This is a genomic window from Streptomyces sp. NPDC005784 (genome assembly GCF_042871525.1).
GTDB lineage: Bacteria > Actinomycetota > Actinomycetes > Streptomycetales > Streptomycetaceae > Streptomyces.
The window spans coordinates 24,190-48,319 of record NZ_JBIAIQ010000040.1 but is presented as its reverse complement, the minus strand read 5'-3'; the positions used below and the strand labels follow the sequence as shown (position 1 = coordinate 48,319).

The 24,130-nt window shown below is 68.6% G+C and carries 18 protein-coding genes, 3 pseudogenes and 1 CRISPR repeat array (1 of these 22 cut by a window edge); of the genes and pseudogenes, 6 read left to right on the top strand and 15 right to left on the bottom strand.

The window, feature by feature from the left end; translation table 11 throughout:
* Window positions 1-1,342: a CRISPR direct-repeat array (repeat unit 29 nt; unit sequence CTGCTCCCCGCACGCGCGGGGATGGTCCC) (it extends 90 nt beyond the left edge of the window).
* Window positions 1,343-1,415: 73 nt separating this feature from the next.
* A complete protein-coding gene (locus tag ACFYR3_RS37910; RefSeq protein WP_389286560.1) occupies window positions 1,416-2,087 on the bottom strand; it encodes a hypothetical protein in 672 nt (223 codons plus the stop codon).
* On the opposite strand from ACFYR3_RS37910, the gene ACFYR3_RS37905 reads away from it, so the two are divergent.
* Window positions 2,086-2,289: a hypothetical protein gene (locus ACFYR3_RS37905; protein ID WP_389286558.1), complete on the top strand. Its 204-nt coding sequence runs from the start codon at window positions 2,086-2,088 to the stop codon at window positions 2,287-2,289. The two genes, ACFYR3_RS37910 and ACFYR3_RS37905, sit on opposite strands and share 2 nt — an antisense overlap.
* A gap of 115 nt (window positions 2,290-2,404) precedes the next feature.
* On the opposite strand, the gene ACFYR3_RS37900 is transcribed toward ACFYR3_RS37905, so the two are convergent.
* The 5 genes and pseudogenes from ACFYR3_RS37900 to ACFYR3_RS37880 form a co-directional block, all read right to left on the bottom strand.
* Window positions 2,405-2,932, bottom strand: coding sequence for a hypothetical protein (locus tag ACFYR3_RS37900; protein ID WP_389286556.1), 528 nt, complete (start codon window positions 2,930-2,932; stop codon window positions 2,405-2,407).
* Between the two features lie 266 nt (window positions 2,933-3,198).
* Window positions 3,199-3,444, bottom strand: coding sequence for a DUF3761 domain-containing protein (locus ACFYR3_RS37895; protein ID WP_356057320.1), 246 nt, complete (start codon window positions 3,442-3,444; stop codon window positions 3,199-3,201).
* Window positions 3,445-3,784: 340 nt separating this feature from the next.
* On the bottom strand, window positions 3,785-4,267 hold the full coding sequence (locus ACFYR3_RS37890; protein WP_389286554.1) for an SMI1/KNR4 family protein: 483 nt from the start codon (window positions 4,265-4,267) through the stop codon (window positions 3,785-3,787).
* Between the two features lie 409 nt (window positions 4,268-4,676).
* Complete coding sequence (locus ACFYR3_RS37885; protein WP_389286552.1) at window positions 4,677-4,991, bottom strand: integrase core domain-containing protein; 315 nt, start codon at window positions 4,989-4,991, stop codon at window positions 4,677-4,679.
* A pseudogene (locus ACFYR3_RS37880) lies at window positions 4,972-5,175 on the bottom strand (transposase); the annotation flags it as partial. The gene ACFYR3_RS37885 and the pseudogene ACFYR3_RS37880, both read right to left, overlap by 20 nt.
* Window positions 5,176-5,572: 397 nt before the next feature.
* On the opposite strand from ACFYR3_RS37880, the pseudogene ACFYR3_RS37875 reads away from it, so the two are divergent.
* Window positions 5,573-5,922, top strand: a pseudogene (locus ACFYR3_RS37875) (transposase); the annotation flags it as partial.
* A 556-nt stretch (window positions 5,923-6,478) separates the two neighbouring features.
* Here the strand turns inward: ACFYR3_RS37875 and ACFYR3_RS37870 are convergent.
* From ACFYR3_RS37870 to ACFYR3_RS37855, 4 genes are all read right to left on the bottom strand, one after another.
* On the bottom strand, window positions 6,479-7,045 hold the full coding sequence (locus tag ACFYR3_RS37870) for a DUF6529 family protein (protein WP_389286550.1): 567 nt from the start codon (window positions 7,043-7,045) through the stop codon (window positions 6,479-6,481).
* Window positions 7,046-7,082: 37 nt separating this feature from the next.
* Entirely contained in the window at window positions 7,083-7,436 is a 354-nt protein-coding gene (locus ACFYR3_RS37865; protein ID WP_356056080.1) for a hypothetical protein, read from the bottom strand.
* Window positions 7,437-7,893: 457 nt separating this feature from the next.
* Window positions 7,894-8,892 carry an SsgA family sporulation/cell division regulator gene (locus ACFYR3_RS37860; protein WP_389286548.1) on the bottom strand — a complete coding sequence of 333 codons (999 nt, stop codon included), beginning with the start codon at window positions 8,890-8,892 and terminating at the stop codon, window positions 7,894-7,896.
* Window positions 8,889-9,776: a hypothetical protein gene (locus ACFYR3_RS37855; RefSeq protein WP_389286546.1), complete on the bottom strand. Its 888-nt coding sequence runs from the start codon at window positions 9,774-9,776 to the stop codon at window positions 8,889-8,891. The genes ACFYR3_RS37860 and ACFYR3_RS37855 overlap by 4 nt, the downstream gene beginning before the upstream one ends.
* A 152-nt stretch (window positions 9,777-9,928) precedes the next feature.
* Here ACFYR3_RS37855 and ACFYR3_RS37850 point away from each other — a divergent pair, with 152 nt between their 5' ends.
* A complete protein-coding gene (locus ACFYR3_RS37850; RefSeq protein ID WP_389286545.1) occupies window positions 9,929-10,135 on the top strand; it encodes a hypothetical protein in 207 nt (68 codons plus the stop codon).
* A gap of 373 nt (window positions 10,136-10,508) precedes the next feature.
* On the opposite strand, the pseudogene ACFYR3_RS37845 reads toward ACFYR3_RS37850, so the two are convergent.
* Window positions 10,509-10,829 (bottom strand): annotated as a pseudogene (locus ACFYR3_RS37845) (integrase core domain-containing protein); the annotation flags it as partial.
* 659 nt (window positions 10,830-11,488) lie between these two features.
* On the opposite strand from ACFYR3_RS37845, the gene ACFYR3_RS37840 reads away from it, so the two are divergent.
* Together ACFYR3_RS37840 and ACFYR3_RS37835 are read left to right on the top strand one after the other, a co-directional pair.
* A complete protein-coding gene (locus ACFYR3_RS37840) occupies window positions 11,489-13,663 on the top strand; it encodes a DnaB-like helicase C-terminal domain-containing protein (protein WP_389286543.1) in 2,175 nt (724 codons plus the stop codon).
* Entirely contained in the window at window positions 13,663-14,235 is a 573-nt protein-coding gene (locus tag ACFYR3_RS37835; protein WP_389286541.1) for a hypothetical protein, read from the top strand. Before ACFYR3_RS37840 ends, ACFYR3_RS37835 begins: the two co-directional genes overlap by 1 nt.
* A 183-nt stretch (window positions 14,236-14,418) precedes the next feature.
* Here ACFYR3_RS37835 and ACFYR3_RS37830 read toward each other — a convergent pair whose 3' ends face one another.
* The 4 genes from ACFYR3_RS37830 to ACFYR3_RS37815 form a co-directional block, all read right to left on the bottom strand.
* Window positions 14,419-15,753 (bottom strand): hypothetical protein, encoded by a 1,335-nt coding sequence (locus ACFYR3_RS37830; RefSeq protein ID WP_389286539.1) that lies wholly within the window; start codon window positions 15,751-15,753, stop codon window positions 14,419-14,421.
* 644 nt (window positions 15,754-16,397) lie between these two features.
* Window positions 16,398-16,943, bottom strand: coding sequence for a hypothetical protein (locus ACFYR3_RS37825; protein ID WP_389286537.1), 546 nt, complete (start codon window positions 16,941-16,943; stop codon window positions 16,398-16,400).
* Between the two features lie 19 nt (window positions 16,944-16,962).
* Window positions 16,963-17,688 carry a hypothetical protein gene (locus tag ACFYR3_RS37820; protein ID WP_389286535.1) on the bottom strand — a complete coding sequence of 242 codons (726 nt, stop codon included), beginning with the start codon at window positions 17,686-17,688 and terminating at the stop codon, window positions 16,963-16,965.
* A 2-nt stretch (window positions 17,689-17,690) separates the two neighbouring features.
* Window positions 17,691-22,595: an RICIN domain-containing protein gene (locus ACFYR3_RS37815; RefSeq protein ID WP_389286533.1), complete on the bottom strand. Its 4,905-nt coding sequence runs from the start codon at window positions 22,593-22,595 to the stop codon at window positions 17,691-17,693.
* 228 nt (window positions 22,596-22,823) lie between these two features.
* Here ACFYR3_RS37815 and ACFYR3_RS37810 point away from each other — a divergent pair, with 228 nt between their 5' ends.
* Window positions 22,824-24,119: an ISAs1 family transposase gene (locus ACFYR3_RS37810; protein WP_389286531.1), complete on the top strand. Its 1,296-nt coding sequence runs from the start codon at window positions 22,824-22,826 to the stop codon at window positions 24,117-24,119.
* Window positions 24,120-24,130: the final 11 nt, after the last annotated feature.

Genomic DNA, 24,130 nt, shown 5'->3' with positions numbered 1-24,130 from the left:
TATCCATGATCATCGACGACGCCCTCGCCCGCCTGCTCCCCGCACGCGCGGGGATGGTCCCGCGAGCAACCGTGACCGTGCTCGTGCCAAAGGCTGCTCCCCGCACGCGCGGGGATGGTCCCTCCATCGGCTTCGACGACTACACCGTCCCCGACTGCTCCCCGCACGCGCGGGGATGGTCCCACTTGTTCACCATAAAGTCCGTGCTCCTGATCCTGCTCCCCGCACGCGCGGGGATGGTCCCTCCCGGACCCCCCGCGCCTGCAGCCCCCCTGCCTGCTCCCCGCACGCGCGGGGATGGTCCCTCGCCGGACGTGGACTGGTGCTGAGCCTTCGCCTGCTCCCCGCACGCGCGGGGATGGTCCCGATGTCACCACCATGTCCGACGGGAACAAACGCTGCTCCCCGCACGCGCGGGGATGGTCCCTGCCACGGACCCATGGGGCTGTTCAGGGACAACTGCTCCCCGCACGCGCGGGGATGGTCCCATCTTGCGGACGCCGTCGGCGCCAACCCACCCCTGCTCCCCGCACGCGCGGGGATGGTCCCTACAGCCAGCTGCGGAATGATCCCGGCGAGGTCTGCTCCCCGCACGCGCGGGGATGGTCCCGCCGTCTCCGCAGGCACCGACATCTCCCTCGGCTGCTCCCCGCACGCGCGGGGATGGTCCCTCCTGCACGGAGTTGCCGAGATTGTGACGGTCCTGCTCCCCGCACGCGCGGGGATGGTCCCTGCGCCTGGGACTCTTTCCAGTGGTCCGGCGGCTGCTCCCCGCACGCGCGGGGATGGTCCCAGGTGGGCTGACCGATGCCGTCGATCGCCCCACTGCTCCCCGCACGCGCGGGGATGGTCCCGCCGAAGGACGTCGACGCCTCCATGCGCTGGTCTGCTCCCCGCACGCGCGGGGATGGTCCCCACTAGGTGACGTCACCGACGCTCACCGATGCCTGCTCCCCGCACGCGCGGGGATGGTCCCGTCAGGAAGCGCGCAATGTCCCCGAGGCTGAACTGCTCCCCGCACGCGCGGGGATGGTCCCCAGTCGTCCACGCCCGGGGCCGGTGACACGGCCTGCTCCCCGCACGCGCGGGGATGGTCCCATGGGCTGGCTGCGGAGTGCGAATTCGAACGTCTGCTCCCCGCACGCGCGGGGATGGTCCCATCCTGGAACACACCCGCGCAGGCGCCCGCTACTGCTCCCCGCACGCGCGGGGATGGTCCCAAGGCCGGCGGGGTCGGGACCAGCCCGCATTGCTGCTCCCCGCACGCGCGGGGATGGTCCCGGGTTGGGCCGGTTCCACAGGTCCAGCGCGGCCTGCTCCCCGCACGCGCGGGGATGGTCTCGTGCCGCCGACTACTGAGGCGCGTGGCCCTGTGGCGGGGTGGGATGTGCTGCCGTCGTACGTGACGCCTGCCTTCAGCCGAGGCCGAGGGTGCTCAGGGCTGTGGTCCAGTCGCCGGCGATGGCCTTCTGCGCGGCCGTCAGGGAAACCTTGCCGGCGCAGACCGCGGTGTGGAGTTTCGTCTCCACCGGGTCTTTGGCGTTGTTGACCCCGCCGCCCGTCTTGTGGCCCGGGTCCGGCGGCTCGACCCAGAGGTTCCGCGGATCGTTGGGGTCGCCGCCGAGCTGGAGGCTGATCAGGTGGTCGTACTCGGCATCGCCCATGCGGCCCTTGTAACCGTAGGAGGCCGCGTTCAGCGCCTTCTCCTTTCCGGTGACGGAGGTGGATGGCCGGATGCCGGAGGTGTAGCCGCCCTTGCGGCAGATCGTGGACTTCAGATTCTCCTGCGTGACTGCTGGAGAGATTGCACCCGGCGTGCATGCCGGGTCCTCCAGCGGCTCCCCGTTCTCGTACCGGAAGTGGCAACTCCCCGCTGGAGGCTGCTTCTGGACGGTGTAGGTGGCCTGCGGGCCCGCCCCGACCGCGATCGCCCGGCCCGGGCCGCCTCGTGCATCCGTGCTCGAAGGCCCCGTGGCCGCAGTCCCGGTCGGCGACGCGGCAGATCCGCCCGTTGCGGTCGGTGAGCAGCCCGCCAGGAACACCGCGGCGAACAGCACGGATGACGCGACACGGTAGCTGGAGCGCATGACGACCCCCCACGAGCAGGAATTGGCTGGGCACATCCTGCCCGGCCGGCGCGTCAGCACACCGGCCGGGGCCCGCGCGAAGGAGCACGAACGTGCCCGGCAGGCCGCGGCCGCCGACGACAGTGCGCGCACGCTGGGCGCGGGCAAGAGCGCATCGGCATTCACCGGGCCGTATGCGAGGTTGTACGTGTCCAGCCAGTAAGTCCAGCCCCGATGGCGAGACCGTCCACTCCCGCGGTCGGTGGTCGGTCCCCCTGTAACGACGGGCGTGTCCCGCGTTCCTTGCAGAGGCTTCATGTACCGCCCTGCTTCCGTTGTCAGCCGATTCCGGTCACCGAGAGTGCGGTTGTCCAGTTGTTGCGGATGGCGGAGCGGGCGGCGGAGAGGGTGATGGTGCCCTTACACACGGCGTTCTTCAGCTTCGTCTCGACGCCGTCCTTCGTCGTGGCGGTCTTGGTTCCCGCGTATGGCTCGGGCCACAGGTTTCCGGGGTCGCGGGGTGCGCCGCCGAGCTCGAGGGGGACGAGGTGGTCTTCCTCGTAGGAGGACATGGCGGTGTCCGCGTAGCCGTAGTCGATGATTCCCTGGGCTTTGAGGGGGTTGGTGTAGGAGGTGGGCGGTCGCACGGTGGCGGTCCAGCCGGAGACGCAGATGGTGGAGCCGATCGTCGACTGGGTGACGTCCGGGTTGTAGGCGCCGGGGGTGCAGGACGCATCGGGGAGCGGCAGGCGTGACTGGGAACAGGTGGCGGCGAAGGCGGGTGCGGAGCCGGCGCCGATGATGAGGCCGGCGGCGGCGAGGGTCAGTGCGCAGGTGCTGGCGGCGATGCGTGTGAGGGGGCGCATGTGGTCTCCGGCTGTCGGCCCGGGCGGGGTGTCCCGGGGATGGGGACATGACAGCGCAGAGCCGGGCTACGCGGGTAGACCCGGGGAGGTGAAATCTGTGTATGCAAACCGTTGACGTCTGATCAACTCCCACCGTTTCGACGGTAGTCGCCGCGTGTGGCCGCGCGTCCTGACGTCCCCGCGCCGGGCACCCCGACGCTGTCAGGCTGCTCGGAGCCCCCGCCCCGGCCTGGGGACGGCCGGGGGAGGGGGCTCCGTGCAGGTGTTCAGCGGTACCAGTACTTGACGCCTCGGTGGTGCGAGCAGGTGCCGCGGGCGTGGGCACTGTAGGACCAGGTGCCGTCCTTGCATTTCGCTGTTGCCCCGTGCGGGTGCGGTGAGTTGGCCTTGCACACGCCCGTGGTGTGCCGGGCGCACGTGGCCGCTGCTGCGTCGGTCGCCACCGCGACCGGGGCGACGAGCGCGGCCGCCAGTACGGCTGCCGCGACGGCGCTCCTGAATGTGGTCAGCATCAGGCTTTCCCCTCCTGTGGATCCGGAGAGGCGATCATGGACCGGGCTGCCGGGAGGCGGCGGCCGGCCCAGTCAGCAGTCATCAGGCTGTGACGGTCGTGGCCCGGCCGTAACGGCACGTTCGAGTCGTACGTACACGCGCGCGACCCGCACGGGCGGCGCGATCAGGCGCTGTACTGCTCGGGCTTGGGTGTGCGGGACATGAGCGCGGCGGCCGCGTCCGGGACGCTGGTCGCGCCGTCGATCACCGCGGCGACGACCTCGGTGATCGGCATCTCGGCATCTCGGCCCCGTGGACCCGTGACAGGCCCAGGATCGCCTTGCAGGACTTCACTCCCTCTCAACGCGCGGCTTCCCAAGTCAAGTCGCCCAGGTCGTCGACCCTGCCCACACAGGTCGCCTCGGCACCGCCGAGAGCAGCATGCTGCAGCAGCACCGGCGTCTGTGTTTCGAGCGCGACAGCGACATCCCGAAGCATCGAACCGATCGAGTCCCACATCGGCAGCCCGAGCCCCCAGCGCTCGTGGTTCCAGAGAAAAACCGCCCCGTGAGACCCGCCGGGCCGAAGGTCAACGATCAGGCCGTCACCGCCCGGGCTCATCGCAATAGGCATGAACTCCGGCAGAAACCGCGGCTCCGGCTCTCCGTTCGCATCGAACGTGAGCCCTTCCTGCTCTGCGACCAGTAGCCAGATCTCCCGCGTCTCCAGGGCCTCGTCCAGGTCTACCGGAGCGAACGCTCCGGGAATCCAGTAGTGGGGGCGGGCGGGGGGGGGGGCCCCCCCCCCCCCCCCCCCCCCCCCCGCGGGCCCCCCCCGCGCCACCCCGCGCCCCCCGCCCCGCCGCCCCCCCCCCCCCCCCCCCCGCCCGCGCCCCCCCCCCCCCGCCCCGGGGGCCGGGCCCCCCCCCCCGGGGGGGGGGGGGGGCGCCCCGGCCCCCCCCCCCCCCCCACCACTCCCGCACGTCCGCCGGCAGTGTCACAGCCAGGGACGCCTCAACGCCATCAAGGCGTCCCTGGTCCACCGCTGACCTGAGCGGGGACAGCTGAACACGGGTCTTCAGCCAGAGACCGATTCGATCCCATGACTCCCGCACACTATCGTGATCAATTGAGGTCATGGCGGGCAGTCTGCCAGCCCGCTCCGACAACGGCTCATGCCCCCGACCAGCAGGCCCTCAACAGGCAGACTGAGGGGCCCTGCGCTTCTCGGACAGCGGCGTTGAGGGTTCTACCTATGCTGCTGCCTGCAACTCCTCGTACTCGGCGTGGACTTCTGCGGGAGTCTTGTAGCCGAGTCCGGAGTGGAGGCGTTTTCGATTGTAGAACGTCTCGATGTAGCGGACGATCGCCCGGTGGGCGTGTGCGCGTGTCGGGAACGTAGTTCGGTGTACGAGTTCGTTTTTGAGGGCGCCGAAGAATGATTCGGCCATCGCATTGTCCCAGCAGACACCGGTGCGGCCGACCGACGCTCGCAGGCCCAACGAGCGCAGCTTGCAACGAAGTTCTCGAGACGTGTATTGGGCGAGTTCAACCAGTCGTTGCAACACCGGGCTGTTGCAGCGAGCGTAGCTGTTCTTCGAAGGCCTCGGCCGGCGTCCGCCAACCCAGGACTTTGCGGGGCCGGTTGTTGATCGCCATGGCGACGGCTTCGAGGTCCGTGACCGACCAGCGGGAGAGATCGGTGCCCTTCGGGAAGTACTGGCGCAGCAGCCCGTTCGTGTTCTCCGGCGTGTTCGGCAAGTTGCCAGCTGTTCTTGCGGGCCACCGGGGCGAGCAGTGCACGCACGTAGTCCCGCATGCGGCGGCGTGGTTCGACGCGGCCGAAGTGGTGCCCGATGGTGGTGAAGAGGTGGTCCAGGTCCCGGTCCCAGGTTTCGGTTGCCTGTTCGGTGATCACAACTTGAGGCTTCCCAGGGCCCGGGTCGACCTTGCTGTCGTGGGCACTCCTTCGAGGGGCATGCGGGCAGAAGCCGTCCGTGACGGCATCCTGCCCGCTACACTCCCACCGCTCGACGTTTCCCCAGGTCAAGCCACGAAGTACTGCTGGAGTACTAGGGCGCGTATCGAGTCGTGATCAATCTGCGGGATTCGCCCTCGCGGTGGGGCCCGGACCCGTAGACCGTCTTGAGTGACGCGAGTGCAACTGACCGACGCCGAGTGGGAGTTCATCGGGCCGTCGGCGAGTACGGTCCGTACCCCGAGCGGCTGCGGCAGCAGTTCGAGGGCGTGATCTGGCAGTTCAAGACGGGCGGGCAGTGGCGGGAGATGCCGCGAGAGTTCGGTGCCTGGTCGACCGTCCACAACCGCTTCCGCCAGTGGCGTGACGCGGGAGTCTTCGAGGCCCTGCTGGAGGGGCTGATCACGGAGGCCGCGAAGCGGGGCGAGGTGGACCTGTCCCTGGTCAGTGTCGACTCCACAACCGCGCGGGCCCACCACGACGCCACCGGGATGCACCTGGACCAGGGCGTCCTCACCGCCAGCGCTTGTGGGACTCCATCGCGGAACAACACCCTGACGAATGGGCGCAGCCGATGCAGGCCGCGGCCCGGGTCTGGAACATGCACAGGCAGCACCAGCGCTGACCTCCGATACGGCCCCGCTCCTGGTGGGCTTCATCAGCCCCCGGACCGGCTCGACGCCGCTCGAGCGCGCAGCAGCACGAGCGGAACCAGCCGACCACGGAGGCCGCTGCGTGACCCGTGGATTCTTCGTCACCCTCGACGGTCTCAGGGCGTCGGGAAGGCGACGACGATCGCCGCGTTGCACCAGACCAGCCAAGGAGCTGCGCTTCCATGAAGAAGCCGCGGCGGCCCTCGAAGAGCACGGTGTCGGCGTACTGCGTTGATTCGTCGACCACCACTCCATCGGGGGTAGCCGGCAGCGTCTGGTTTGGCGGCCTTGGCGTGGCCGCGCGGGCTCCGAGGCAAGTCAGCGTAGGGCGGGACGGAGAGGGAGGTCCGGGGCGCCACGCATGTCACCAGCAGGATCACCGCGTGCGGGATGACAGCGCACCCGCTCCAGCTACTGGGACCTCTTACAGTCCGGGAGCGTCAAATCCGTTGAGGGCCCACAGCGCGCCGGTGTACCACAGCACTCCGATGGCGCAGACGAGGACGCTGCCGGTGACCGGGAGCATCCAGCCCGGCAGGCGACGGCTGCGCACCACGAGCACCTTGGCGACGAACGCGCCGTACAGCACGCAGCCGGCAATGGAGTGCAGGAGGACTCGCGTGCTTGTGGTCTCCACCCCGTAGGTGCGGACGCAGTGGTACGCGATGGGCAGCGACAGCAGGAAGGCGACCAATCCCAGCACACGGTGTCCGGTACGCACGGGGCGAGGCGCGGCCGCGAGGCCGGGAAGGCGGTGGTACATCCACAGAGCCAGCAGGAGCTGGACGAGCGCAAGGCCGAACAGGGCGCTGCCCAGACGGGCCTTGAGGTCGACGGCGTCGGTGCCGTGGGCGCCGAACAGTCCCATCCCGTACTGGGGGCTGTGATGCCGTCCCGTCACCCAGATCGCCACCGCCACGGCGGCGCCCAGCACCAGCGCGACGGCGCCCCCGGCGGAGCGTCGCCCGGAAGCGCGGTGTCCTTCGGTCATCGTCGCGTCCGCTGCTCGGCGACGGACGGGGCGGCGGTCAGCTCAAGTCCACTTTTTGGCCGCTGGTGTTGAGCACGTACCAGGCGGCGCCGAACTGGTTGAGGCCCTGGCCGTTGGTGTCACCCGGCTTGGAGTCTCCGGCGTACCCGTACAGCGGATGCCCGTTATAGGTGACCTGCATCTTGCCGTCGGACCGCTTCGTGGTGCCCAGCAGTGCGGACTTGGCCGAGCCGCTCGCCGTCGGGCTGCCGGACGTCAGCAGCGGTGGCCAGGCCGCGGCGCACGAGCCGGTGCAGGTCGACTGCGTCGACTTGTCCGCCTCGAACAGGTAGAGGGTGTTGCCCTTCGCGTCGGCCAGGATCGTGCCGAGCTTGCCTGCCGTGGCGGTCATGACCGCGGCCTGAGCACCGGCCGAGGCGCTGCTTGCTGCTGCGGACGCGCTTTGAGCGTAGCCGGACGCACTGCTCGTGGCCCCGTTCGACGGCGTCGCCGACGAGGACGACGAACCACTACTGCTGGAGCAGCCACTGGCGCCGACGCCGAGCACCACAGCGGCAGCGGTCCAGGCAACAACAGCCAGGCGGGTGCGCCTCATCACAGCTCCACAGCATCGCAGTGCCCCGGACGGCTGACCGACGCATCGGAGTCATGCTCCCCGCAGCTCCCGGATCCGCGTGCTCCGCAGCGCCGCAGCACCGGGCGATTTCGCCCAGATGGATGCCCCGACGACACCCGATTCCGGCACGGCCGATGCCGAGTGTGATCGTGTACGGCACTGGCCTACCTTGACGACCTGGGCTCGAGGAGCAGGACACGCCTCGGGCCCGTAGTCGGTGCTGGAGGGATCACTAACTGTCGTGCCCTTCCTGTTCATCGAGGAGTTGGGCACTCTCGGCTTGCTGATCGAGGTCGTCCTCGTGATCCTTCTCCTCGCTCACCAGCGCGGCGACGTCGTCGGTTCTGCCGACCGTGTCCTGCGCGTCACGTGTGGTGAGTTTGAACAGCTCGTCAACATCGACGTGTTGCCCCTCGTCTCCAGGCGCTACCAGGTCGAACGTTTGGCGGAGGAACTTTTGCAGAGCTGCCCGGGGGGCCTCCAACAACGCTGTTCCCTCAGGGGACTGCAGGGTGATGAAGACAACTTCCATTCCCACCGAGACGGCAGGCCGCATCTTCACATCCATGACACCAGCAGAGGTGCGCAGGCCAGCGGTGAGAATCTCACGAGAGAAGACCCAGCGCACGAGCTCGTTCGGGCTCGCTCGAAACCACGCCTCGATGGCGTAGGGATCCGACGACCGGTAGCGCAGCGTTGTCGGCACGGGCATGGAGGAACTGCTGGAGACCACCAGCCGCATGCGGACGTTGCAAACTACCTGGAACGCTTGGGAACTGCCCTTGGCCTTCGGCTGCGCCTCGTTCTGCCGGCGCCGATGCTCTAGGTAGCCGCGCAACAGAGAGTGCAGCCGGCCCAGGGTCCCGCGCACAGGTTCAATGGCACCGTCGCTATGAGGTTGCGTGCCGGTGGTGGCGCACCCCTCCAGTTCGGCCAGCCGCTTCTCGACGCGTTCCCGGATTTCGGCGCCGGTGCGCGCGCGAAGCGCCGCCGCTCCGGGCGCGCCGAGCGAGGACCGCTCCAGCAGGGTCGCGAAGTCCGGTCCGCTCAAGCCGTCCGGTCGCCCACTCGTATCCCCGAGCTCTTGGTCCACGCGCTCCTGCAGTTCCGTGAGGTGTTCCAGACACGCACGAAAACTCTCGCGCAACGCTTCGGGGGCATGCAGTTCTGCCTCCTGAATCCTCGCGATGGCCTGTGCGAGAACCTCTGCGGAGCCTTCTTCCCGCTTCACGTGTCCTCCCTGCCATCCTGCGCCGTCGAGGGGGTGAGTCGATCTTCCGAACCGCCCTGCTGCGGTGGGCTCTTTCTCAGCCGAGACATACGCATGGCGACGGCCGCCGCCGAAAGGTCGAGATGCTCGCCGATTTCTTTGGTCGTGTATCCCCGCCACTTGAGGAAGAGGGCGGTCCGCGTGGTCTCATCCTTCACTTCGGCAAGCACCCGCCGCACAGCGTCATGGCCGATGGCCTTGTTCTCGGGTTCCTCACCGGGATGGCCTGCGACATTGTGCAACGCTTCGATGCCGTCCGGGTCACACGGTGGGCGCCGGGCGCGCTCAAAAGCCCAGCGGTCATAGACCCCGGCGAACTCCCGCAGGACGCCACCGACGAAGTATGTCTTCAGCGCCGCGCCACCGTCTGGGCGCCAGCCCTTGCCGGCGAGTGCGTTGCGTCGGTAGACGTGCAACGCCCGCGCGATGACCTCGCAGAGGAGTTCCTCCCGTTCGTCTGGGTCGGTGCGCAAAGTCTCCCCGTCCTGCAGCGTCCGGGAAGCCCGAATAGGCCGCCCCCGATCCGCGCACAAGGAGAAGATCTCCCCTGTGTAAAGCCAGTTGGTCACGATCGGGTAGGCATACTCGGTCAACGCCCGAGCAAAAAGACTCCAAACCGGGCCATCGAACTGTGCCGCTTCCAGGGCTTGGAAGAGGGCCGCATCGTCGGCCGCTCTCTGGCTGGTCTCGGCAGCGGTCGCGTCTGCGAGTTGAACAAGAGCAGCGGAGTCCTCCTCGATCCGCACTCTGAAAAGCGGGGGCTCTTGGGCGTCGGTGCCGACGCGCGCGGCTGGCAGTTGCTGGGCTCCTAGCGGCGGAGCCCCGTCGAACTGGTCGTCGGGCATACCTCTCCCTGCGAACCGATGCGGTCACGTTCTGAGAGCGTTGTAGGGAGAGGAATGCTCTACAGATAACGCGATCCCGATAGGAATCCCTGAACGTGTGAACCGCCACCAGGGCGTGATGCAACAGCCTTGTCAGCCCCTACGACAACGGCATGACCCAAACTGTCGTCATCGCCACGGCCGGCGTGCTGGCCATCCTCACTGCCGTGGAACATCTGCTGCGGTCCCTCACCCGCCTGATCTGGACCTGCATACCGCTGGCCAAGGCCTGGCGAGAGCTGACGGGGACAACCGAGCAGAACGCGTCAGCCCAGGCCCCGCTCGAGCCCGAGCCCGAGCCACGTCAACTTCCTGAATAGATCCCGTCACTCCGGGCTCTCCCCGGCACAATCCCGCCTCCCGCTACCTCCTGCGTGACAGTGACTCTATGAGCCTGCACCAGGCGACGCCCCGACCGCGGTTGGGCGGCATCGCCTGCGGGCGCACGTTCGAGAGGAGGCGACGGCGTGTTTCGCCGCGTGCTGTCGGCGGTCGCGTGAAAGGACCCAGCCAGCCCGGTACACGGCTACGTACCCAGCAGATTCGATACCGCCGGGCGCCGGGGCTACCCGATTGCCGGCTCCTTCGGGACCGGGGTGTGCTGGTCGTGAGGGAGGGCGCGCCTCACCAGCTTGACTACCGGTCTTTCAACCGCGCGCAGGTGGTTGAACCGTTCCGGGTTTGATCGAGACTCTAGATCTTGACTGTGACCTGGTGTTTTGCGGTCTTGTTGTAGTAGTTGGTTTCGTATTCGGCGGGTGGGATGTGCCCGATCTCACCGTGGAGTCGGCGGTGGCAGTACCGGTCGACCCACTCGGCGGTGGCCAGCTCGACCTCGGAGAGCGTCTTCCAGGGGCGGCGGGGCTTGGTCAGCTCGGTTTTGAAGAGTCCGATCGTGGACTCCATCAGGGAGTTGTCGTAGGCGTCGCCGACCGATCCGATCGACGCGGCGATGCCCGCCCGGTCGAGGTGTTCGGCGAGCGCGAACGACGTGTACTGCGACCCGGCATCGCTGGAGCGACATTACGGAGTCGCACTTTCGCGGCTGGGGCGCAGGCCATCAAGACAACTGCGCGCGACCAGCGCGGAAGTGGAGGCTTGCTGCCTGGCCGTCCAATGGCGTGCCGCAGCGGAGCCTCTGCTGGCGGTGCAGTCTGTTCTCTTCGCACCTCAAGGGGCCACACCTCCTACCTCTAAGGAAGTATTGCTTAGGGCGTCAATAGTTATTAACTTTCTTCAATTAGTGGTGACTTGCTGTTATGGTGGTGGCGAGTGGGGAGGCTGAGGCCATGACACAGACATTTGGAAGCGAGCCTGCTCGGGCTGTCAGGAATGTGACCGAAGCCCGTGAGGAGTTGCACGCCCTCGTGAAGTTGGCCGAGGGTTCAGGCGGCCGGTCGACAGTGATCGACAATCGCGGCGTGCGTGCCCTGCTGGCTCCTCTCGACCGGTTTCCTGCGGCTCGGCACCCGGACGGCAACGGGCTGCCCGCACATCCTCTTGGTTCGGCACAGAAAGACCTCGGCGATCTCGTAACGCTGGCTGCGCAGGGACAGCCTCAGGTACTGAAGCGCTACAAAACCCCGGTCGCAGTCTTGCTGCCTGTCGACGGGCCGATCGGCGGCTCTCCATCCGACTCGGCCGCGCAGGACGTGGCACTCGTAGGAGGTGCGGTGGACAGCCAGCCCACTCCCAGCCGTGAGCCCGCACGCCGGCTCGCCACGCTCGGCGACGCCATCGGCGAGGTCCTCTCCTGCGGACCCGCCCCCGGCCTCTCCTTCGGCCTGGCAGGCCTGGACGAAGCAACCGGCGGCCTGCAGCCGGGCCGCCTGGTCCTGGTCGCGGCCGAGCCCCAAGTGGGCGGCAGCCTGATCGGTCTCGCAGCGGCCCGGCACACCGCCCTCACCCGCAACGGCCGCGTCCTGTACGCGGCATCAGGCCCCAACAGCGCCGACATCACCCGCCGCATCATCGCCGCAGAAGCCGACGGCGACTACGCCCGCCTCAAGACCGGCGTCCTCACCCCCCACGAACAGAACGTCGTCGAACGGCTCCGCCACGCCCCCCTGCTCATCGACGACGGCAGCGACCTGACCGCCGAAGCCATCGCCGACACGGCCCCGCTCACCGACAACCTGGCGCTCGTGGTCGTCGACCGGCTGCAGCGGGCCCGCAACCCGCACCTGCCCCTGTCCGGCGAACACCTCCCGCAAGCCAGCCAGATCCTGCGCGAACTGGCCCGCACCCAGCACGTACCGGTCCTCGCGGTCCTGGACACCGACGACCCGGCCATCGTGAACCTGCTGGACGCCGACGTCATCCTCACCCTCACCACGACCCCCGGCCAACCCATCACGACCGTGACCGTCGCCGAACGCGACCTGGGCATCATCGGCACCACGAGCCTGCGCCCCGACCTCGCCCACGCACGCTTCCTCGACACCACCCCCGCCGCTCCCGCCACCCAAACACCCGCGGCCGCCGACGCCGTCCCGGACCTGGTGGGCACTGCCGCCGACCGTGAACTGGCCGATGCCGCCCTGCCCTTCACCTCCGGGGCCGTCAAGGGACTGCCCGCGGAAGCGACCCGTCTGCTCGCGGCGCTACGCACGGCGCTCGCTGGCGGCCAGGTGAAGAACCTCGACGAACTCCGCACCCCCCTGCAGACCATGGCCACCGCCGGACTGCACCTGCCCGACAGCGTCGAAGGCCGTCGTCTCGCCGCCGCACTGCACGCCTACAACGAACCTGCCCTCCCCCCCAGCACCGGCCAGCCGGACACTCCCGCCATCCCGGTCGGCGCAGGCAGCGCCACCGCCTCGGACGATGCCGCCGACGACATCCGGCGAGACGACGATGACGGCCTGGTCCCCGGTGACGAGGAGGACGAGCCGCAAGGAACGGTCTTCCCCGCTCTGAGGATCCTCAAGGACGCCGTGGCGCGTTCGAAGATGCACCCCATCCCGGTCATCCGCTCCGAGGAACGCGAAGACGGACCCTGGCCGTTGATCAGTGAGGACATGGCGGGCGAGCCCAGCTGGGTCCACCCCGACGTCACCAGCAGCCGGATCGCGCACATCCGGGACAACGGCAAGCGCGTCCGCCGCGACCGGCTCGATGTGCCCGACACGTTCGGCGACGGCGTGATGTGCCTGATCGACCGCAACGGCAGCTACCCTTCCGCCTGCTCAGCCGTCCCGCTCGCCCCGAACAAACTCCTGCACACCGGCCCCCTCGACGCCTTCGACAAGAGCCAGGCCGGCATCTACCAGATCAGCATCCCGGAATGGGCCTTCCCCGGTATGCCGCACCCGCTGGGGCGGCTTGTGGACCGCCCCGATGACCAGGGCCGGATCTGGGTAACCACCCCGCACATCAAGCAGCTCGAACGCCTTGACCGCGACGGCCACCTCGCCGCCCCCGTGACCATCCACGACTCCTGGACCGGCAAGGCCAACGAGTCGCTGTTCAAGCCCTTCTATGCAGCCGCCCGCGAAGCCCGCAGCCAACTGATCCAGGACGGTGGGGAACCGTACAAGAACTACAAGACCCGCCTGTCCATCGCCCTGCGCCTGCTGTGGCCCAAACGTCAAGAACAGCGGTCCCCGTTCTGGCGGCCGGACTGGCGCATGAGCATGGTCGCCGAAGCCTCCGTACGCCACTGGACCGTCGCCTTCAAAGCCGTCCAGGAAGGCCACACCCTCATCGCCCTGCGCAACGTCGACGCCGCCGTCTTCTGGACCCCCACCACCACCCCGCCCGCCACCTACCGCATCGGCACCGGCTTCGGCGAAGTCAAAGCCAAAATCATCCAACGCGGCGACTTCATCCCCGAAGGTGACGACTGATGGCAGGCCCCACAGGCCGCGGCACCTCCCTCGGCGCCGCACTGGGCGACCTCCTGCGCGCCCAAGTCACCCCCCGCCACCGCCTGTCCACCTACAGCGCCCAACACTGGCACGCCCAGCTCAGCCAGCTCACCGGAACCCGGCGCGGCTACGAGGCCCTGGAGAACGCCGGCCTCGCCGTCCGGGCCGACACTCTGATCAAGTGGCTGTCCGATCCCGAATACAACATCCGCCGCAGCTACCGCGACCTCATCCACACCGCCTACGAGAACGTCGCCATCGTCCCCGCCGAACCCATCCCCGACCAGGTGAAGAACGGTCAGTTCGAGATCAGCGGCCTGGTCAAGACCGGCAACGACGAACGCGAACGCGGCACCCGCCGCGCCGCCCCCTTGCGCATTGACGGCCGCCGCGGTGACTGGGGCGACATCGAGGCGCTGTGGCTGGCAGGAGACCTGCGTGACGACGACTTCGAGGACCGCTTCACCGACGACGTCATCGTCGCCGACATCGGCGAGGGCACGGACGGCTGGGAATTCAGCGGCGACTCTTACGCCGTCGAGCTCAGGTGACCCGGACCTGCTTCTGGGAGGCCATCGCTCAAGAGCTGACCTGATCAATGTCTGCCCAGGTCACGCGGCACGGATGGGCACTGCTCGACGCTTCGGACTCAGTCGAGCCCGCAGAGCTGACCGTCATCTCCACCGGAACCGCCAACCTGCCCGCGGTCGCACTTTGTCGTCGGCGCGGATTCATCAGCCTTGCTGAACGAGGTGTTCCAGCTTCTCGGTGACGTGGTCCTTGCCGTAGCCGAACCGCCTGCCCAGTGCCTGGTAGTGGCTGTACTGCTTCGGGGTGAGAGACGGGGACACCTCGTCGAGCAGCCGCAGCAATAGCCTGAATCCGAGGTCGGCATCCGTGTCGGTTGCGACCTCCTCGACGGCGGCCAGCGCGTTCGCGCCGGGAATCGGTTCCCAGTGCGGGCTGATGACCGCGTCCTTCAGGAGCGGTGCAGCCTCCCGGACGGCTTGTAGCACGGCGCTCCGCAGGCCGTTCCGGTCAAGCGGTTCGGCATGGCGGTACTGGGGGGCGATCTCCCTCAGGCGCTCTTCGCAGATGCCTTCGATCATCCGGAGCCAGTCCCGCGCGTCGATACCGAGGTGGTCGATGTTGTAGCCGCGGCCCGTGGCGGACAGCCACAGCACCTTGATCGTCTCGGTGCGCAGAGCGGAGTCGCGCAGGCGGCGTGCGTCCGTGAGCAGTAGTGCCGCTGCCGAGCCCGGGGTCTGTGCACTGTCGTCGGCGGCTGCGGCCTGCCGGACACGTTCGTGTGCGGTGTGCTCCTGCCAGTCTCCTTCGAACCACGAGGTGAGCGCGGAGAGCCCGAAGTCGCCCGAGGAGTCGCGGCGTTCCGCGTCGATGGGGGGCCAGAGCACGTTCAGGCCGTCGTACACCAGCGGCCCGGGAAAGCCGAGGACGGTGTCCAAAGCCATGAGACGGTCGTACTGCTCCTTGCCGACCGGTACGTCGTAGGCCTTCAACACGCGCAGAAACAGCCGGAGTCCGAGGTCGCCGTCGCCTTGTCGGGCGACAGCCTCCAGCGACTCAGCGACTGCGCTGGACGGCAGTGTGGCCTGGTCGCTGCCGGCAGCGCTCGAGCCGATCAGGATTGCCGATGCGCGGATCTCCGCGACGACTGCCGTACGTATTTCCTCCTCCCTGATCTTCGGCCGAGCATCGCCGTGTCCGGGTGCGCGCCTGCGCTCGATCTGCGGCCAGCGCCCGGCGAGACGGCCCAGCCAGCCTCGGACGCCCGACTCGCACGCCGCCGGATCAAACCGCCCGTGGGCGGCAGCGAGCCCCGCTGTGCGGATGATGTCGTCCGGCAACGCGGAGTCCAGGAGACAGCGCACGTCGACGCCCAGCTCGACCGCGCCCTCGCCCTCGGTGGTAGCGGCGACTTCCGACGCGAGGTGCAGTACCTGGGCCTCGTCGGGGGATCCGGTCGTCTCGGACAGCTTTTCGGCGAGTGCGCTGAGGCCGAAGTCGCCTTCGTAAAGAGTGCCGTACTGCTCACGCTGTCTCGCCATGGTGCGTTTCCTTGTCGTCGAAGACGTCGACGGGTGGGTCCGTCCTCGCAAGGACGGACCCACCCGAGGTGGATGTCAGCCGTTCACGCCGTGTGTCCGGGCGCCCGTCGGGCTTCCCTACTTGGGCAACGGATACGAATCGAACACGATGAAGCCGTCATGCCCCTTCTTGTCGGGAAGCCTCTTCAGGACCACTCGCACCCCGTTTCCCGCGGCCTCCCCGATGCCCTCGTCCTGCACCAGGTTCAGGCAGTCGTGGACGAGTACGTCCCGGGACGGCGTTCCCCTCCGACGTGCTCCCGGAGAGGAACGCCGCCCCTGTCGCTATGGCTGTTCGACCATGTACCTGACGAAGTCCACGAGGAATTCGCCGTACTGGAGAGCCGCTCCGATGGCTTCCAGCCTCGTGTACTGCTCGAGGGACAGCGTGGTAATCAGGGGCGCATCTCATCGCTCTCAGCAGCACTCGGAACGCCAGCTCCGGGGTGCAGTGGATCGCGCACTCGGCGAGCGCCGCACGTACCTCGGCCTCCAGGAATTGCGTGGCCTCGATCTCCGCGACGACCGCGTCGAAGCAGCCCATGCCGTCCTCGACGTCCGCCCCCGCGAGCGGGTGCGCATCCGCGTCCGCCGACAGTCGCGCGTCACACAGGGCGACGACCGTCCGCGTCCACGCGGCTCCTCCCCCCCAGGCGCTCGAAGCTCGGCATGTACTGCGCTCCGGCGTCCCACAGCACCTCCAGCGTCGGCGAAGGGAGGTTGCCGAGAATCCGCGCATCACGGCGTACTGCCTGGGCCTCCTCGTCGACCGATGCCGCGAGGTACTTGGCGACGACGTCGGCAGCCGTGTTCCCCTCGTGGGTCCAGTCCTGATGGAACAAGCCCATCACCCACGACACACCGAAGTCGAACGGGGTGAAGCGTGGCATGTGGCTCACCTCCTCACGTCGGGTAGTACGTCTGCACGTAGAAGCCTGATTGCCTCGGCTGCCCCCTTCGGGGTCGGCATGGAGCCGATTCACGAGACGGGCCCTGCCGAGCCGTGACCATTTGGCTCGGCGGGGCCCGTGTGCTGTCAGGCCAGGTCGGCCCTGTGCGACGTTGAGGTTGTCGTCCACGAGGAACTCCGGGTAGCCGAAGCGCTCACCAAGGGCGGTGAAGGCTTCGCAATGGTTCTCGTCGATGGCCACGACGTCCCACACCTCGGCGTCAGTCGATCCGGCGGTCGTTGAGTCCTTCGCGCACGACCCAGTACGGGTAGCCGAACCGCTCACCGAGAGCGACGAACCTGCCGTACGTCTCCCCGTCGGCCGGCACCGGCACGGAGTAGGTCTTCACCGCGCGGAGGAGGAGCCGGTAGCCGAGGTCAGCGCACGCCTCGGTGACCACCCGCTCCAGCGCGGGGACCAGGCCGGTCGCCGGAACCCCGTATGGGGGCTGCTCCGAGGCGAGGCGCAACGGCTCCGCGACCGTGTGGATCATCTGGATCACAGCCTGCCGCAGTTCCTCGTCGACCACCGGCCGTGGCGGCAAAGGTACGAACGCCGGATCGTCTTGGCGCACGCGGGCCAGCCAGGCCTCCTCGATCCGACGCAGCCAGGTACGGACCGTCATCCCGTGCTCGTTCGGGTCGAGGATGCCGTGAGTGGCGGCGAGCCACACCGTACGGATCGTCTCGTCCGGGAGGGGCGAGCGCAGCAGTCGCTGCACGTCCTGGCCCAGTTGTGCGGCCTTGGAACGGTCGAACTCGTCGACCGCCAATGCCGCGAAGCCAAGCCACTCCGCGAGAGGTCCGTCCTCGGGGCCGGGGCGGCGGTCCGGCTCCCGGTCGAACATGTCCACCACCCTCCACCGTGAAGCGATCCAGGTCAGCCCGATGTCCGTCACGTAGACGTCCTCCAGGCAGCCGCTCTCGGACTCCTTGCCGTCAGTCAAGATCACCCTTCCAGATAGGAGGTGTAGACGACCCACTTGCCGTGCGGGTGCTGTGCGTTCTTCTTGCCGATGTACTTCAGTTGCACGACGACCCAATCGGTGTCGACGGCGCTCTTCACTGCTTCGGTGCCGTTACGAACCCATTTGTCACCTAGCTTGATCCCGGACATGTCCCGCACCTGCCATCGGATGGACTTCAGGTCCGTCCGCGGGTCGAAGCGGCCGCCCCTTCCGAGTTTCCGAGCGTTCTTGTTCTCCCAGCTGATCAGATCGGTCAGATGGTCCGGGTGGTGGTCCAGCCACTGCGTGATGGCCTTGTCGACCGCTTCGGCGGCAACCTCCTTGCTGGCCCACCGAGTCGCTATGCCCCGCCTGTTCCCCAGCGCCTTCGCCGCCATGTCGGCGTCCGACTTGTTCACGTGGTCGCCGATGGTGTGAGCGCCCTCGATGTCCTCGTCGGCGATGATGTTCACACAGTTGTGGACGAGGACGCTCTGAGGGTGGGCACCTCCAGTGCTGACGTAGAAGGTGTGAACACCGTCGACCGTCAGGTCGTAGACCTCGCGAGGAGGCAGGTCAGACCGGTCCTTCAGGGCCGTCACGATGCGGAACGTACCGTCTGGCGTACGCAGGCTGTCACCCACCCGCAAGGCGGAGACCGGCGTCCAGCCGCGGGCCTTGGCGAAGAAGCGGTGGCCTCTCGTACTGGAGATCACCCCACCGGCCAACGTGATGTCGACCAGTCGTCGGGTGTCGTGCCGCATGGTGTCGGTCACCGGCCGCGTATACAGCCGACCGGACTGCGGATCCGTGGCGCGGACCAGGTCCCCGACGCGGACGTCTGCGATCGGTCTGCGCGTCCCGTCGGCCATCAGCACCTGAGTGCTGCCCGGGAAACTGTTGCGCGAGCACGAGGTAACGATCTCCTCGTAGAGATCGACCTCCCTCTCGATCGCCGCGACTGCCGCCGTGTCTATGCCCTCGATGGCCTTGAGCGCCTTGAACGCGTCCCGGACGCCGATGCCGGTGACGAACGCGGCGTCCACGGCGCGCACTGCTTTCGCGATGGGTGCGATGAGCTTGCCGACGAACAGGCTCGCGACGTCCAGAGACGCCCAGGCGCATCCACCCCAACTGCCGCTCTCGAAACCGGAGGTGAACTTCTGGGCGCACTTGATCCAGCTGCCGAAGAGGATGTCGATGGGATCGACGCCGTCCTGCCACTCGGCGATCGTGATGGTGTGCGTGACCTCCTGGGACTGTTCGTCGGTTGTGATCTCGCCGAGATACGTCGTGGCCTCGGTCGGGCACATGAGCTTCTGCGGGTCGATGCCCTCGGCACTGCACAGGTACAGGTCGACAACGGCCTTGTACTTGATCTTCGAGGTGATCGTGCAGTTGCCCCTGTAGGCGAGGTGGTCCCACCAGTGGTCGCAGCCGCCGGTCTTCTTGACGACCTCCGGATCGCCGATCTTCTCGATGTGGTCGATGACGTGGAAGACGTTCCCGATCGAATGGCCGTTCTCGTCGGGAACGGTTCCGTCGTTGATCTGCTTCGCCTTCTCCGCCTTCTCGGCCCTGTCCGCCGCTTCCTGGGCTTCCTCGGCGTATTTGTCGGCGTCCTTCGCCGCCTGTTCGGCCTCGGTGGCAGCCGTGTCGGCGCGGGTGGCGGCCGCACGGGCGTCCTTGGCGTCCTGTTCGGCCTGGGCGGCGGCTGAGCGGGCGGCGGAGGCGTCGAGTTCGGCTGCGTCGGCGGAGTCGCGGGCGTCCTTGGCGTAGTCCTCGGCGTTGCCGGCCGCCTTGTCGGCGGCGTCTGCGTCGGTGGTGGCCTGCGTGTCGTAGTCGATGGTGCGGGCCAGTGAGGACGCGGCGGCGGAGGCCGCTTTGGCCGCGCCAGCGGCGTAGCCGAGGGCGTCCTTCGCATACGTGCGGGCGTCCGCCGCGTATCCGGCGGCGTTGGCCGCGTGCTGGTAGGCCTCCTTGGAGTCGCCCTTGGCCTGGTCGGCGAGATTCTTGGCGGCCTGAGCCGCGGCGGCGGCGTTCGTGGCGTGCGCCTCGGCGACCGCCTGCTGCTGGTCGGCGATCGTCTTCGAGCCCTGTCCGGTCAGGACCACCAGGCCGGCGGCGGAGTCGGTGTCGACGTAGGCGGAGCCGAGCTGGATGGCATCGTTGGCCGGGTCGGCGACCCGTTGGGCGGCTGCGCCGGCGTCGACTGCGGCCTGGGCGGTGACGTGGGCGTAGCCGGCGGCTTTGGCGGACGCCGCGAGTGCCTTGGCCGCTTCCGTGTTGGCGGTGTTCGCCTGGGTCTTGGCGTCCTTGGCGTGCTGTTCGGCTTCGTCGGCGAGCTTGACCGCGGCCCTGGCCTCGGCGGAGGCGTCCTGGGAGGCCTTGATGGCGTCGGCGACCGCGCTGGTGGAGGTCTTGACGGCGGCGTCGGCCTTCAGCTTGTCGGCCTGGGCGGCGTCGGCGTCGGAGCGGGCGCGTTTGGCGGCGGCCTCGGCGCGGGTGGCTGCGGCGTCCGCGTCGGCTGCCGCCTGGGTGGCGGCGTCGGCCTCGGAGCGCGCCTTGCCAGCAGCGGTTTCGGCGTCGTCGGCCGCCTTGTCGGCGTCGTTCGCGGCGGTGCGGGCCGCGGTCGCCGCGTCACCGGAGTCCAGGGAGTCGGCGTAGGCGTCCTTGGCGTCGGCCTTGGCGCGGGCGGCGTCGGCCTTCTGCTCGGCGTTCCAGGCGTCGTCGCGCATGGACTTGGCGTGGTCCTTGGCCTTGACCGCGTCGTCGCGCCGGTCCCCGGCGGTCTTCTCCGCGGTCTCGGCCTTGTCCTTGGCGTCCTTCGCCTTCGTCGCCTCGGACTCGGCGCTCTTGCGATGCTGGGCGGCCTCGGCGCGGCTGGCGGCGGCGTTCTCCTTCTCCGCCTTGGCCGTCTTCTCCTCGGCCTCCGCCGCCAGCCGCTTGGCGTGCGCGTCGGCGGCGGCCGCCTTGGCGTCGCCCTCGGCCTTCAGCGCGTCGGTGAGCTTGGCCTGCGCGGTCTCCTTGTCCTTCTTGGCGGCATCCCGGTGCGCCTTCGCGGCGTCGGCCGCGGCCTTCGCCTGCAGCTCGGCCGTCTCGGCGGCCTTCTTGCGGAACTCCGCCTTCGACTGGGCGGCCTGCGCCAGCGCCCGCTGCGCGAGGGTCGCGCTGTCACCGGCGGAGGCGCGGGTGGCCGCCTCGGCGGTCTCACCGGCCTTCTCAAGCGCCGCGAGAGCGGCTGCGGCACCCTTGGTGACCTGGTCCTTCTGCTGACCGACCAAGAGACCACGGCCACGCGGGGCGCCGTTGGTGTCGGCGATGTCGTAGGCGGCCTGGACGGCTGTGTCCGAGGTGGTCGCGGCCTTCTGCGTGGCGGTCAGCTGGGCCTTCAGGACGGCGAGTTGCTTCTTCGCACCGGCCTGCGCCGCGGCAACCCCGGCCGTCGCCTTGGTGAACTGCGCCTTGTCCGGGTAGTCCAGCTTTTCGGTGCCGTTGTGACCGGACGGCTTGATGTCGAACTGCTGCGCGGCGCTGTCGTTGCAGGTATAGAGCTTGGCGTCGTTGCCGTTGTCGAAGGTGTGCAGGTCCAGGCACTTGCCCGTACCGACACTCTTCAGGCTGGTGGCGCCGCGCAGTTCGGACGCCCAGGTCTGCGACGTGGAGTCCTTGCACGACGAGATCTGGATCTTCGTCCCGTTCGCCGTGTCGTTCCCGGCCACGTCCAGGCACTTGAGCGAGTTGACGTTCTGCAGGTGCAGTTTGTCCTCGCTGCCCAGGAGCACCCACTTCTGCGCCGCGGAGCCGTTGCAGGTGTAGACCTGGACCGGTGTGCCGTTGTCCTTCTTGCCGCCCTGGACGTCGAGGCACTTGTCCTTCGCGGCGTGCACCTCGATGACGGTGGGGCTGTCGCCCACCCAACCCAGGCCGCCCGGCATCCAGTAGTCCTGCCACCGGGTGAGGTGGTCCGCGGTCCAGGACTGGCCCAGCATGTCGCTCAAAGCCTTCGCACCCTTGGAAAGGGCATTGACCGCGTCCTTGTTCGCGCCCAGGATCTGGTTGCGCTGAGCGGCCTGCGACGTGACCTCCTGCTGCCACTCGCCGGCCGCCGCGGAGGTGATGTCGCCCAGCACGCTGTCCGGATCGATCGGATCCCGCCAACCACACGCGGCGAAGCGGGACTTCACGTCCTCGACGGCGATGCGGTACTCCGGCGTGCCCGGCTGCGGCGCGCTGTGCGCAAAACCGCCGGAGGACAGGAAGAGCCGGGCGTCGTCCGCGCCGGCGTTCGTCGCGGGACCCCCGTGCATCCACTGGAAGGCGCTGCGCTCGGCGAGCGCGCGATTCCACTCCGCCTGCGTCGTCCCGGTGGGATCGGGGTCCTTCCCGTAGAGGGGGTTGCCCACCTGGTCGACGGCCTTGAGAGTCGTGTCGTCGGCCTTCGGGGTGGCGTCGTCGTAGAAGTCGGAGTCGGTCTTCCAGAAACGGTCGGCGACCCAGGCGGACAGACCGGTCTGGGAGTAGAAGCTCTTGTCGCCGTCGGGCGGCTGGTGGAAGTCGGTGTCGGTGAATCCGCCGGGGGTTGAAAGACCGTCCAGAGGCTTCTTCCACCCGTCGCGCTGAGCGGAGAGGGCGTCCATCTCCTTGCCCGCCGCGTCGCGGTCGTTGTTGTACGCGACGGCGAGCGGTGTCCGTTCCCAGTTCTTGCGGTCGGCCAGGACGTGGAGCTTGTCCGGTGTCTGGTTGAGGCCGTCCTGCGCGGTCGCGGCCATCGACGGGCCGCCCAGGCGCAGGACGTCGGCCATCAGGCACTGGTCCTGGCGCAGTTGCTCGGCGGTGGTGTCGTCGTACCAGGGATAGGAGTCAGCTACCGGCTCGTTGCTCGGCCTGGTCGAGCCGGGCTGCACCGCGAGAGCGGCCAGAACGGCCAGCGCGACAGCTGAGGTGACGGCGGAGGTGCGCTTTCGCGATCTTCGCGCTGCGGGCAGCCGGAACCATGGTCTGGCAGGGCCCCGGCGTGTGCCCGGCTCGCCCCGGCTTGGAGTGGTTGATCGCGGCAGCGGGCCCCGGAAGCAGGTGAACACGGCACCTGTGGATCATGGAGTTCTCTACGCTTCAAGATCCACGAAGGTGCCGTGTTCGTCCCTCCATCATCTCCTGTCGCTGTTCCCGCGCCTCACGCACCCCGCCTGGAGGCCCTCGGTGAGGCTGCCGCACAGGTCCAAGTCCGTTGTCTGGTCGCCGAGTTCGAGTCGGTCACCGACCCGCGAGGGGCTTGCGGGGTGCGTTACCGGATCTCCTCGCTGCTGGCCCTGGTGGTCTGCGCGATGACCGGGGCGGGCCACGACTCGATCACCGCGGCGGCGGAGTGGTGCCGGCGTGCGACGCCGCAGGAGCTTGCCGCCTTCGGCCTGCCCTACCACCCGTTGCTGGGCCGCTATCGAGTCCCGAGTGAGAAGACCCTGCGCAGCGTCCTGGGGCGTCTGGATCCCGGTGAGATCAGCGCGGCCGGCTACGACTACCTCCGGCCCCTGCTGTCCACGCGGCCCCCTCGTCCGGATCCCGTGATGCCCGACGGCGGAATCGAGCGCGAACAGCGCCGGGCCCATCGGGCGGCCACCCGCGCCGAGCCAGTGCGGTCCAGGCGCCGGGCGATCGCGGTGGACGGCAAGTGTCTGCGGGGCGCGAAGCGTCCGGACGGCAGCCGGGTCTTCGTGCTGTCCGCGGTCCGCCACGGCGACGGCGTCACGCTCGCCTCCCGCGAGATCGGCGCGAAGACCAACGAGATCCCCGAGTTCGCACCCCTGCTCGACCAGATCGACGACACAGATCTCGCGGGGACCGTCGTCACCGCCGACGCCCTCCACGCCCAACGCGACCACGCCACCTACCTGCACGAACGCGGCGCCCACTACCTGCTGACCATCAAGAACAACCAGCGCGGCCAGGCCCGCCAACTCCATGCCCTGCCCTGGAAGGACATCCCCGTGATCCACCGCGACGACACGCGAGGGCACGGCCGCCACGAGCAACGGATCGTCCAGGTCGTCACCGTCGCGGGCCTGCTCTTTCCGTACGCGGCCCAGGTCCTGCGGATCCAGCGCCGTCGCCGCCACTACGGAGCGAAGAAGTGGTCCAGCGAGACCGTCTACGCCATCACCGACCTGACCGCCGAAGAAGCGAACGCGGCCGAAATCGCGTCTTGGGCTCGCGGGCACTGGACGGTGGAAAACACCGTCCACTGGGTCCGAGATGTTGTCTTCGGAGAAGACAAGTCCCAGGTCAGAACCCACAACGCGCCCGCTGTACTCGCTGCCGTCCGTGACCTGATCCGCAGCGCACTCAAAATCGCCGGATACGTCAACACCGCCGCCGGACGCCGAGCTCACACCGACCGCCCCCGCGTCCTCACCCTCTACGGCATCACATGATCAAACCGGAC